The organism is Flavobacterium sp. B114r (assembly GCF_056824125.1).
On the sequence record NZ_CP124858.1, the window covers coordinates 851430 to 864443 of the forward strand.

Annotated in this window: 9 protein-coding genes; 2 read left to right on the top strand and 7 right to left on the bottom strand. The window is 36.6% G+C overall.

What is annotated here, in order from left to right; translation table 11 throughout:
• The first annotated feature begins 1 nt into the window (after window position 1).
• Complete coding sequence (locus QLQ94_RS03890; protein ID WP_427401226.1) at window positions 2–1141, top strand: cytochrome-c peroxidase; 1140 nt, start codon at window positions 2–4, stop codon at window positions 1139–1141.
• Between the two features lie 165 nt (window positions 1142–1306).
• Here QLQ94_RS03890 and QLQ94_RS03895 read toward each other — a convergent pair whose 3' ends face one another.
• From QLQ94_RS03895 to QLQ94_RS03905, 3 genes are all read right to left on the bottom strand, one after another.
• A complete protein-coding gene (locus QLQ94_RS03895; protein ID WP_271334094.1) occupies window positions 1307–1714 on the bottom strand; it encodes a hypothetical protein in 408 nt (135 codons plus the stop codon).
• A 99-nt stretch (window positions 1715–1813) separates the two neighbouring features.
• Window positions 1814–2833: a phenylalanine--tRNA ligase subunit alpha gene (locus QLQ94_RS03900; RefSeq protein ID WP_131423455.1), complete on the bottom strand. Its 1020-nt coding sequence runs from the start codon at window positions 2831–2833 to the stop codon at window positions 1814–1816.
• 108 nt (window positions 2834–2941) lie between these two features.
• On the bottom strand, window positions 2942–3298 hold the full coding sequence (locus QLQ94_RS03905; protein WP_271334093.1) for a hypothetical protein: 357 nt from the start codon (window positions 3296–3298) through the stop codon (window positions 2942–2944).
• Between the two features lie 338 nt (window positions 3299–3636).
• On the opposite strand from QLQ94_RS03905, the gene QLQ94_RS03910 reads away from it, so the two are divergent.
• Entirely contained in the window at window positions 3637–4194 is a 558-nt protein-coding gene (locus QLQ94_RS03910) for a CvpA family protein (protein ID WP_271334092.1), read from the top strand.
• A 139-nt stretch (window positions 4195–4333) separates the two neighbouring features.
• On the opposite strand, the gene QLQ94_RS03915 is transcribed toward QLQ94_RS03910, so the two are convergent.
• The 4 genes from QLQ94_RS03915 to QLQ94_RS03930 form a co-directional block, all read right to left on the bottom strand.
• Window positions 4334–6679, bottom strand: a complete 2346-nt coding sequence (locus QLQ94_RS03915) for a glycoside hydrolase family 95 protein (protein ID WP_271334091.1) — start codon at window positions 6677–6679, stop codon at window positions 4334–4336.
• Window positions 6680–7097: 418 nt separating this feature from the next.
• Window positions 7098–9047, bottom strand: coding sequence for a sialate O-acetylesterase (locus QLQ94_RS03920; RefSeq protein WP_271334090.1), 1950 nt, complete (start codon window positions 9045–9047; stop codon window positions 7098–7100).
• A gap of 104 nt (window positions 9048–9151) precedes the next feature.
• Window positions 9152–10663 (bottom strand): cellulase family glycosylhydrolase, encoded by a 1512-nt coding sequence (locus tag QLQ94_RS03925; RefSeq protein ID WP_271334089.1) that lies wholly within the window; start codon window positions 10661–10663, stop codon window positions 9152–9154.
• Window positions 10664–10772: 109 nt separating this feature from the next.
• A complete protein-coding gene (locus QLQ94_RS03930) occupies window positions 10773–13013 on the bottom strand; it encodes a glycoside hydrolase family 3 C-terminal domain-containing protein (protein ID WP_482499226.1) in 2241 nt (746 codons plus the stop codon).
• Window position 13014 lies beyond the last annotated feature (1 nt).

Below are 13014 nucleotides of genomic sequence, written 5' to 3' on the forward strand. Positions count from 1 at the left end.
AATGAAAACAAAGTTTATTGCCATTGGGGTAATGGTACTATCACTTATTATCGTTTCTTATACTAAGATTAACCCAACGCTTTCTATTTCTGAATTAAAAAAACTATACAGCAGCGGGGATTATCAAAAATGGCCAAAACCAGAAGTAGATTCTCTTGTTTATGCGCAAGGTTTTGAAGACATCGGCGTTTTAGGCCAACCTGAATTTCCTCAGGACAATCAATATACTGAGGAAAAAGCAGCATTAGGTAAAATCCTCTTTTTTGATCCCAGATTATCGAAATCAGGGCAGATTTCGTGTGCCAATTGCCATGATCCTGAACTCAATTGGGGAGACGCCAGAAGAGTTTCTTATGGAGAAGGAAGATTGCAAGGCATTAGAAATTCTCCTAGTTTAATGAATATCGCCTACGCGAAAGTTTTCTTTTGGGACGGAAGAGCAACAACGCTCGAAGATCAGGCGAGCTTTCCTATAAAGGATACTAAAGAAATGAACTTTCATATCGATTTAGCAACAAAAAGACTCAATAAGATAAAAGGCTACAAACCTTATTTTCAAAAGGCGTTTGGAAAAGAAAAACTATCTCAAACCGAAATTCTAAAAGCCATTGCTACTTTCGAAAGAACCTTAATAAGCCCAAAAAGCCGATTTGATAAGTTTGTCGCGGGAGATTCTACACAATTAAACAATAAAGAAGTCGAAGGTTTGCATTTATTCCGTACCAAAGCACGTTGTATCAATTGCCACAATACCGCTAATTTCTCTGATAATAAATTCCATAATATAGGTTTGACTTATTACGGAAGAGAATATGAGGATTTAGGAAGATATAACGTAACCGGAAGAGCTGAAAATGTAGGCGAATTTAAAACCCAATCTCTAAGAGGTGCTGCTCAAAATGGGCCTTATATGCACAATGGTTTGTTCCCGAATTTACGTGGCGTCCTGAATATGTACAATGCCGGAATGCCACAACCCAAACGAAAAGAAAGCCAGGAGAATGATACTTTGTTCCCAACAACTTCGAGATTAATCCAAAAATTACAATTGAAACAATCAGAGGTTAATGCGCTTGAAGCTTTTATTACAAGCTTGTCAACCGGAGCTTATAAAATGAGACCACCTGAATTACCGAAGTAATTTTTAGTTTTCAGTTGCAGTAAACAGTTACCGTTTTCAGTGGCATTATTTAGATTTTAAACAATAAAAAAGAGTCCGAAAAATAAATTTTCCGGACTCTTTTTATTTAAATTATTCCAACTTTATAAGCTATGATAAAAATTGAGACTGAGACTGAGAACTAACCTACTTGACCATCACGCCTTCAACAAACAAAATTGGCACTTCTTCAGTATCATTTTCATTGATTAGGTTTGATTTGAAGATGAATTTCTTATCGAATAGTTTATTGTCGATAAAGAAAGTTACCATGAATTCGTTATTTAAAACTAACAAACTCTTTTCGACCATTTCGATTTTTACTACAGAAACTGCCGGAACCTCTACAAAGGCATGACGAAGAACTGATGTTTTTTTCATTTCGCCATCGATAGTCCCAAATGCTTTAGAGACTACCATTACGCTGTCTAAATTAAAGTCGCTGTCGTTTACAAGATAGGCGTACCACACTTTCTCCATAAAATCGTCGCTCCATTCCTGAACAGCGGCAAGAAATACGTTTTCTACTTCGGGGATTGTTATATCTGCTTTCATATGTGTCAAAAATTTAAAAGTCAAAAGTCATAAAGTCGAAAGTCATAAAGCCAATACTATGAGACTTTCAACTTTCGACTTTATGACTTTCGACTTAAATTATATATTTGCTTTGAATTGCTCTAAGAAACGAACGTCGTTTTCGTAAAACATACGAATATCACCAATTTGGTATAATAACATTGCGATACGCTCTACTCCCATTCCGAAGGCAAAACCATTAAATTCGTCCGGATTGATATCGCAATTTTTAAGAACGTTTGGATCAACCATTCCGCAGCCTCCAATTTCTAACCAACCAGTTCCTTTTGTGATACGGTAATCGGTTTCGGTTTTTAAACCCCAATAAATATCAATTTCGGCACTTGGTTCTGTAAACGGGAAATATGACGGACGTAAACGAATCTTTGATTTTCCGAACATTTCTTTAGTAAAATAAAGCAATGTTTGTTTTAAATCAGCAAACGATACGTCTTTGTCAATATACAATCCTTCTACCTGATGGAAGATACAGTGCGAACGTGACGAAATTGCTTCGTTACGAAATACACGTCCCGGAGAAATAGTACGAATTGGTGGTTTGTGATTTTCCATATAACGCACCTGAACAGATGATGTATGCGTACGCAACAAAACGTCAGGATTGGTCTGAATGAAAAATGTATCCTGCATATCACGCGCCGGATGGTATTCCGGTAAGTTTAATGCGGTAAAATTATGCCAGTCGTCTTCGATTTCCGGACCTTCGGAAACGTTGAAGCCAATGTTGGCAAAAATATCTATAATCTGATTTTTAACGATCGAAATTGGGTGACGGGAACCAATAATTACCGGTTCAGCAGCACGTGTCAAATCGCCAAAAATTCCTTTTACTTCTTCTTTACTTTCCAGTTCTTCCTGAATAACTCTTACTTTTTCTTCAGCAACAGCTTTTAAAGTATTTATTACTTGTCCGAAGTCTTTTTTCTGGTCGTTTGGGATATTCTTGAACTCTGTAAAAAGTTCTTTCAACAATCCTTTACTGCCTAAATACTTAATACGGAATTGCTCTAAGGATTCTTTATTTTTATCATTAAAGGCTTTAGCTTCCTCTATATGTTGTTTTATCTTATCTATCATCGATCTTACTTTGAAGGTGCAAATTTAAGGATTTTAGTTGAAAGTCTTTAGTCTGAGTTGCAGTTTTCATTGCTAACTCAGGTAAATTCTGAAAACTGTGACTGGAACCTATTCTATAAGTTCTCTTTCTAAAAAATAATTTACAATCGCCTCTTTCATCAAAACCGATTGTTCTCCTGCTCTTAATGATGGCAATTCTTCTTTTACCTTGTAATGTGGCCATCCTTCTGCATCAAAAAAGTCGAATTCATAAAACCCATAAGGCTCTAATAATCGGCAAATAGCAATGTGCATCAGGTTTAATTTTTCGTCTTTTTTGAATTCACGGTGTATTTTTCCGAGTTCCTGAACTCCAATTAGGTAAATTATGGCATCTAGATCTAAATCTTCTCCTTGCGAAAACTGATTAGATAGTATATCGACGAGCTTTTCCCATCGTTCTTTTAGTTGTGTATCTCTGGACATTTTAATTGTGTTTGTGGATTTTAGTCCCGAAGTTATCGGGAGATTCTAGACTGAAGCATGATTTAAAGGTTATTTAAATCTGAGTTTATCAATCTTAACTTTAAAAATTATTATGGCAAAGATAGGAAGTTCAAGTACAAAGACCTAAAATTAAAGATTTCTCATACAGTTATTTGTAAATGGTTCACGGATTATACGGATTTAATATATTAACGCAGGTTATAATTCTGTTGACAAACCCGACAGGTTTTAAAAACCTGTCGGGTTTAGGAACCTAAAGCCTTAAGAAAAGCAGATAATTCTTTTATATTTGCGCTTTAATTAAACAAACAGAAAACATGAGTTTTTTTGATATTATTGTTGGTGCTCTTTTGGCTTTTAGTTTATACAAAGGAATCCAAAATGGTCTTTTTGTAGAAGTTGCTTCTTTTATTTCTTTATTATTGGGAATTTATATTGCGATTAAATTCTCTTCTTTTATGAAGGAAGTGATTATGAAACACGTTTCATGGAATCCAAATACGATACAAATCACCGCTTTTATCCTGACTTTTATTCTGGTGGTAATTGGCGTTTATTTCCTTGCCAAAATCCTTACCGGAATTGCTGATTTTGCTTTCCTTGGATGGGCAAATAAACTGGGAGGGGGGTTCTTTAGAATCTTAAAAACGGTCCTGATTCTAAGTATATTCATTGCCCTTTTTGAGAAAATGAACTTCAATGAAACTTTTGCCAAAAAAGAAACTTTCGATAAATATTTCTTTTATAATCCGATAAAAAAAGTAGCTGCTTTCGTTTATCCTTCTATCGAAAAATGGTATGATGTTTTTAAAGAAGAACATGCTAAAACTTCTGAAGAGAAGTCTAATGAAAATGCTGAGAATAAAAAAGAATAATTGAATTGTCAGGCGGAGTCGAAGCCCGTTCCTATAATCAAGCCTTCGACTTCGCTCAGGATGACATTCGTTTTTTAATGCAAAACCCGACAGGTTTTTCAACCTATCGGGTTTGACAAAGATTGAGTTTAGAACTATTTTACCAGTTAACTTCTAATTTTTCTCCTTTTTTCAACGTGATATTCTGTTTTTTATCTCCATTAATTAAAGTTGTTTTTCCTCCTCTTTTAGAAAAAATCGTAACTTTCTTCAGGGTCTTATTCTCCCAGTTCATTTCGATTTCAAATCCGCCGCGGGCGCAGATTCCTTTTACTGAACCAGTTTCCCAAGCGTCTGGTAAAGCGGGCAATAATCTGATTTCGTTTTCATCTGACTGAACGAGCATTTCTGCAACGGCTGCGGCTCCGCCAAAATTTCCGTCGATTTGAAAGGGCGGATGTGCGTCGAATAAATTCGGATACGTTCCTCCTCCTCTTCTTGGTTTCTCGGTTTTCTTTCCGTCCGGATCAACATATCTTAATAATTCGCGGAACATTTTATAGGCACGATTTCCGTCCCAAAGCCTTGCCCAAAGATTGATTCTCCAACCTTTTGACCAACCTGTCGTTTCATCACCTTTTATTTCTAATGTCTTTTTTGAAGCTTCGGCTAAATCTGGTGTTTTTTCCGGTGTAATATGATCGCCAGGAAAAAGTCCGAATAATTGTGATTGATGACGGTGTTTTGGATCTTCGTCATTCCAGTCAAAATACCATTCTTGCAGATTCCCTTTTTTACCAATTTGGTACGGATGGAATTTCGCAAGTGCCGTTTCCAGTTTCGATCTAAAATCAGCATCGGTATTTAATACTTTTGAAGCTTTTATTGTTTTATCAAAACATTCTCTAATCATGGCCAAATCTGCCGTTCCGCCATACATGGTTGCTCCAATAAATCCGTCTGGGGCAATGTATTTGTTTTCCGGAGAAGTGGATGGCGATGTAATTAGATTCCCATTTTTATCCGTAATCATCCAGCCTAAAAAGAATTGCGCCGCCCCTTTCATGATTGGATATCCTTCTTTTTTTAGATAATCTTTATCCTGAGTAAAAATATAATGTTCCCAAATATGTGTACTCAACCAGGCTCCGGATAATGGCCAACACGCCCAACTTGGATCTTCTTTTCCAAATTGTCCCACCGGATTTGTCATTGCCCAAATATCAGAATTGTGAGCAGCAGCCCAACCTTCGTTAACACCATAAAAAGTCTTTGCCGTTACTTTTCCGGTTACCGAAAGATTTTTGATGAAGCTTAAAAGTGGTAAATGCATCTCTGAAAGATTGGTGTTTTCAGCCAGCCAGTAATTTTCTTCGAGATTGATATTCATGGTATAATTACTGCTCCATGGCGGGTTTAAATGCGGATTCCAAATGCCTTGTAAATTCGCTGGAACGCCCAAAGTTCTCGAAGAGCTGATTAGTAAATAACGTCCAAAATTGAAATAAAGAATTTCAAGGTTTTTATCTTCTTTACCATCAGCGTAGCGCAGTAAACGTTCGTTTGTAGGCAGATCCGGAGCAGTTGTTTTTCCCAGATCTAAAGTTACACGATTGTAGAATTTTTGATAATCAGCAACATGAGCTTCTTTTAATTGATCGAATGATTTTAAGTATGATTTATTCAGGTTTTGCAATGCAATTGATACATCATCTAATCCTTCATTTGCGGGATTTTTATCAAAACCATTAAAACTTGTGGCAACAGAAACGTAAATAATGGCTTCCGTCGCATCTTTTAAAGTTAACGTTTCTCTGGAGCTTGTAATTTTCCCGTCTGTTTTTTTGATTTGAATTAACGTTGTAAATCTTGTTCCTCTTTCGTTTATTTTTTCATATTTTGGCAAAATCGTATATCCTGCATTTTCATGCATTGGAGCAAATCCTTTCATTACCAAAATATTATTTCTTACTTCGACATTTGATTTTAGCAGACTCTTTAAATTAATATCAAAATTCAAACCTCCTTTTGCACTGCTTGTCAATTTGATTACCATGATTTGGTCCGGTGCCGAAACAAAATATTCACGGGTAAATTTTATACCGTTCATTTCGTAACTCACCTTTGATAGTGCTTTCGAAATATCGAGTTCTCTATAATAATTAACCGCTTTTCCTTTCTCGGAATTATTGATTTCTAATGTTCCTAAAGGTGCAAATGATTCGGAATTTTTGCCTTCGATCTTTTTGTTTAATTCGTCGGCTAGTTTGTAGTTTTCGTTTTTGAGCGCTTCGCGAATAGCCGGAATATTTTTATATGCTTCCGGATTCATATTGGCATTTACGGGTTCGCCTGACCAAAGTGTGGCATCGTTCAGATATATTTTATCTGAATTTGCGCCGCCAAAAACGGTTGCGCCCATTTTTCCATTTCCTAAAACCAAACTTTCCTCAAAAAATTCTGCAGGTTGATTGTACCATAAAACATGACTGGATTGCGCTGACATGTTTAGGCAGAAAGAGGTGAATAATAAAATAAAAAATGTCTTAATGAGATTTGACTTCATGTATTCTTTTGTTTGTTTATGATATCCTAACAGGTTTTTTCAACCTGTTAGGTATTATTATTATTCGCTCCAATATTACATTATCATACCTAACAGGTTGAAAAAAACTGTTAAGATATCGGAAAATCAGCTTTATATATTCTGATTTTTGGCTTCTTTTAACAATTATACCTAACAGGTTTTGGAAACCTGTTAGGATACGCAACCCCAATATGCGCGCGTGAGGGAGAGGATCTGGCTACCGAAGTAGCGCGGATAGCCCGATCTGATTATTATTTTTATCGCTAATATAAACATTCTGGAATTACCTATAATATATCTAAAAGGTTCTGGAAACCTGTTAGGAAATCAAGATTATCTATTTAGTCACCTTATATATTGCGTTTGCTGTAATCATTTCCCAATTATCGGTTCTGAATGGCGATGCGGGAAATTTTTCTTTGTTGAAAAGATTGATTTCGGTATCATCATCTGCCCAACCGTAATGAACGGCTACGGGATTTTTTACGTTTTCGCTTGAAACGATGACTTTGTTGTTTTTTATTATCACTTTCGCGGAATGAAAAACTTTGTCGGTTCCGGCGATTTCGAATCCTTTTATGTTTTCTGAATTGTCAGAAGTTGATAATCCGCTTCCTAGATTGTCGAAAGTAAGGATTATTTCGTTTCCTTTTATTTCCTGAGACTTAAAAGTTGGTCCGCTGTAAACTTGCTTTTTGCCGTAAACATTATTCAAAGCAATTGCCGCCAAACGCAAACCAACGTCTTGCTTATTTGTAGGGTGAATGTCTTTTGCGTTACCAATATCTGTGGTTACAACCATTCCGGTGTTTTTTAATTTTAGGGTTTCGGCTTGTGCTTCGCGAAGTTCTGCCCAACGACTTCCGACTTTACTATTGCCTTTGAATTCATCAAAAGTGGATAATTGTACAAAATAGAAAGGGAAATCACCCTGATTCCATTTTGTGCGCCAATCGTTGATCATTAACGGAAATGATTTTTTGTATTGCTTTGCTCGCCAAACATTGGCTTCGCCCTGATACCATAAAACGCCCTGAAAAGCATACGGAATTAACGGATTTACCATCGCATTGTATAATAATGACGGATAACTGTTTGGTGAAACTGCGATTTTTACATCCACAACATTGAATTTCCAAAGTCCTTCAAGCGAGATATTAGTGTCTTTGAACTGAATTTTAAGATCGGCAGGATCGCCGTAGATTCCGCCGCCGCCAGAATAATCTGCGATTCTTACGGCAATTATGTTTTTACCTTCTTTTAAAGTTCCTGCCGGAATTTTATAAATTCTTAATGCTTCCCAGATTTTATTCGTCCCTACTTCAACACCGTTTACATAAGTAATATCTTCATCGTCGACTTTTGATAAATGTAAAATGGCTTCGGATTTGGCTTGTTCAGCGGATAAAATGATTGTTTTTCGCATCCAAACTACACCATCGACATTGCCTATTTGCTGGTTTTCCCATAACGATGGTACTTTTATTTCCGGCCAATTTTTATCATCGAAACTGAATTCTTTGAATTGATTTTCATTTTCCATGGAAACATCAAAACCCTGAACTTTTTTCACATTATCAAGAACCGATTTTTTATACACTTCAAAAACGGCATCCATATCTACTTGCGGAACATCGGCAATCATGGCTTGGAAATCATTACTTTTTTCGAAAGCTTCGTGACTTGTCCAGGTTTCGACATTCGTACCGCCCCAGGAAGTATTTATGATTCCGATTGGGATTTTTAGTTCTGCATATAATTTCTTGGCGAAGAAAAATCCTGCGGCTGTAAAATCACGGATATTGTCTTTGTTAGCGACCAGCCATTTTCCGGCTTTTAAATCTTCTTTTGGTGTTCCGCTTAAATCCTGAGCAACGCCAAAATGCCGAATCATAGGATAATTGGAATCTGCCATTTCTTTATCAGCGTTCATGGTTTTGTACATCTGAAATTCCATGTTAGATTGTCCGCTGCAAATCCAGACTTCACCGACTAAAACATCTTTGATTACGATTTTATTTTTTCCTGTAATGGATAACTCAAAAGGCCCACCCGCTTTTTCAGCAGAAAGTTTAATTATCCATTTACCGTTTTTATCGGCTTGGACAGTTTTGGTTTGTTTATTGAAATGCACTTCCACTTTTTCATTTGGTTCTGCCCAACCCCAAACCGGAATTTCTTTGTTGCGCTGCAAAACCATTCCGTCAGAAAATAATATAGGCATTCTAACATTGGCATTTACCAAGATATTGCACATTATAAAAAGAAAGATTATGCTTTTCTTCATTGTCTTTATTGTTTTAAATCATATAAGTGATATAAGATAATTTAAGTTTTACTCATAGGCTGAACTCATGTTTACTTATATCACTTATATGGTGAATTTCTATTTTATTGTAATCCTTCGATCATTGCATTCATTGCCTGAGTGTCCGAAACAGTATTATTAGATCGATTAATTATTCCGAAACTATTGTCGCCAAGACTTCCTTCATCCCAATAAAAAGGTAATAATCCATTTGCTTTGGCTGTTTTTACCACCGTTTTTAAATAATAAGCTCTTGAAGCCAAATGCAAAGTCAAAGCATCCCCAGTTAAGGTTGTTCGACGAATGGCGCCAAATTCTCCTAACAAAACAGGAATACCTTTATCGACAAATTGGGTTTTCATTAATTTGAAATATTTCTCTAAATCTGCTTCTTCGCCCCAGCTTGCATTTCGATCTGTATCTGTTGCTGAGTGATAACCTGTTCCCCAATAATAGAACATTTTTCCCCAGGATTCATCTTTAGTTAATCCCGCAAAATTCCATGGTGTATAATAATGAACTTCGACCATCATGCGATTTGCTTGTGAATCAGTTGGCAAAGTCAGCATTAGTTTATTTGTTTTTTCGATATCTGTTGTTGGTCCCTGAACTACCAAAGTTCTGTATGCGTTTTTTCCTCCTGTTGAACGAACAGCATCAATAAAGGTTTGATGGTACGAAGTTAAAACGGCCATTTGTGCCGCATCTTCAACCGCTGGTTCATTTGCACTTGCAAAAAGTAAATGCTCGTCGAATCCGCGTAAATGTGTTGCGATTTGTTCCCAGAATGCTTTTTGTTTGGCGTTGTTTTCTTCTTTTTTAGCTTCGGTAATATTGTTTTCTAACCATCCACCATCCCAGTGAATGTTTACTACAACATACATATTATTATCAACGCAATATTGTACCACTTCTTTCACTCGGTCTAACCATTCGGTTCTGATTTGAGCTGTTGCTGTATTGGCCAGATATTGATTCCAAGAACATGGAATTCTAACGGCATTGAAACCACTTGCTTTAACTGCATCGATTAATGCTTTGGTTACTTTTGGATTTCCCCAAGCAGTTTCTCCGTTTGTCGCTTCTAAAGTGTTGCCAATATTCCAGCCTAATTTTATTTTTGCTGCCAATTGAACTGCGGTACTGCTCATTGCTGAAGCATCAGCCGCAAGAGGGTTTGTATTGTAACTTGGGTATAAACCTGTATTAACAGTTCCTCCTGCCTGTGAAATTGAAATTTGAACTGACGGCGCTTCAGATGAACTTAAAGTTAGAGTTGCTGTTCTTGCTTCGGCAGTTGTATTTTCTAAAGCCGTTATTTTAACGATAACCGTTCCTGTAACTCCTGATGTCTGGCTTAATTGTATCCAGTTGGTATTAGAACTGGCAATTGTCCATGTCTGTACATTCGTATTGATTTTTACAATCGCATCGTTTCCTTTGCCTAAAAAATCAATTTTATTGGTATCTGCTGTTAGTGTTTTTTCTGCTGGTGTTGGATTGGTTATGTCTTTATCTGAACTACATGCCCAGATCGTAAGAAAAGACAAACATAAAATGGCACTAAACAGGTAACTCTTAATTGTATTTTTCATTTGGTTTGGTTTTGATAGTTAGTTCTAAGTTTTATTCACGCGACTTCATTTTTATTTATTAAAATAATGCTCTTTAATAAAAATCAAAGAGCATTAATGTTTCAAAGTATTATTTAATTGTTATAACAACTTCTTTCTTGATATCTCTTGAAGAGTTTCCTAATTTCAAAGTGTATTTTCCTGGTTCAACAGTCCATTTTTTAGTGGCAACATCGTAATAAGCCAATTCTTTTACGGGAACTTTTATGGCTACGGTGTTTGAACTTCCTGATTTTACCAATACTTTTTGGAAACCTTTTAATTCTTGTGCAGCACGTGTAATTTTCGAATCAGATTTTGAAGTATACAATTGCACTACTTCTTTACCGTCTACTTTTCCTGTGTTTTTTACGGCTACAGAAACAGTGATTGTTTCATTTTCTGCATAAGAAGTTTTGTCTGTTTTTGCATTATCGAAAGCAAAAGTGGTGTACGACAATCCAAATCCAAAAGGATATAATGGCGCGATGTTTTTAGTATCAAACCAACGGTATCCTACCAAAATTCCTTCCGCATAACTTACTGTTTTTCCTCCGGGGAAACTGTTTGTAGCATGCGCAGGAGAATCCATAATTTGTTTCGGCATTGTCCATGGTAATTTTCCTGACGGGTTTACTTTTCCTAAAATTACATCGGCTAAAGCGTTTCCTCCTTCAGAACCATTGAACCAACTCCACACCAGAGCTGAAGTTTTTTTGCTGACAGCATCAATATCAAAAGGCGCTCCGGCAACCATAACTACAATAGTTCTTGGGTTAACGGCCAATACTTTCTGTATTAATTCTTCTTGTCCGAATGGTAATTTTAAAGTTCTACGATCTGAAGCTTCTGTTTCGTAATCACGATTTGAACCTGCAAAAATAATTGCAACATCTGATTTTTTAGCTGTTTCTATGGCTTCTTGTAATTTAGCAGGATCTAAGTGATCAATTGTTACAGGACCATTTGAAGTAATATTTCCTAAATTTCCTTTGTTTTTTTCATCATAACGCTCTAAATATCCTTCGGCATAATTGATTGTAATTGAAGATGGCAATCTATTTTTTAAACCTTCAAGCGGTGTAACTTCTCTTTTGGTTTTTACTCCTGCACCAAATCCGCCCAGAGCGTTTTTCTTTGTTGCATTGTTTCCAATTACGGCAATAGATTTTACTCCATCTAGTTTTAATGGCAATGCGTTATTCTCATTTTTCAGTAAAACGATATCTTCTGCAGCGATTTTATAAGCATCCTGATAATGTGCTTCGGTTGCGATGCTACCTTTTGCACGGTCTTTTCCGCCCATTGCTTTTACCTGAAATAAAGTGCGCAGGATTCTTTTTACGTGAATGTCAATTTCTGCTTCTGAAATCTCTTTGTTTTTTGCGGCAGCGATTAATTTATCGGCAAGAAAAAATTCATTGAAAGGTTTTGGAGTTCCCATTTCAATATCTAATCCGCTTTTTAAAGATTTTACTGTAGAGTGAACCGCAGCCCAATCTGAAACTACAACGCCTTTAAATCCCCATTCGTCACGAAGGATTTTGTTCAGCATATAATCGTTTTCACATAAATATTCTCCTCTAAATTTGTTGTAAGCGCCCATTACACTATACGCATGAGCCTCTTTTATAGAAGCTTCGAATGCCGGAAGGTAAATTTCACGAAGCGTACGCTCGTCAATTTGTACGTCGACAAAATCACGATTGGTTTCCTGATTGTTTGCGGCAAAGTGTTTTACGCAAGCCATAACATCATTATCCTGTAAACCAACGATCAAAGGCACTGCAATTTTTTTGTTCAAAAACGGATCTTCAGACATATATTCGTAAGTTCTTCCTCCAAGCGGTGTTCTTACGATATTAATCGCCGGCGAAAGTAACATGTCTTTGTCTCTTGCACGCATTTCCTGTCCAAGGCTGTTTCCGAAAGTATACGCCATTTCAGCATTCCATGTTGCAGCTAGTCCTCCACCTGCCGGATAATACGTTGCAAAGTCATTTGTTAATCCTGCCGGAGCCCAGTTGTCACGAGAAATTTCTTCACGAACCCCTAAAGGTCCGTCGGCCATTTTAAGTTCGGGAATTCCCAAACGTTTTACACCGCCGGAAGTAAACATGCTGTTACCGTGCAGCATTCCGATTTTTTCCTCCAATGTCATTTGAGACACTAATTTATCTATTTCGGCATCGTGTTCTGATCCTATTTCTTTGCCTTTGTATTCTTTTGGTTCTCCTGAATCAGAACGTGATTCACTTTTTGCATCATTTTTACAAGAAGTAAATACTGCAAAAGCCAACGCCGCTGATAGGTATATGATTTTGTTTTTCATG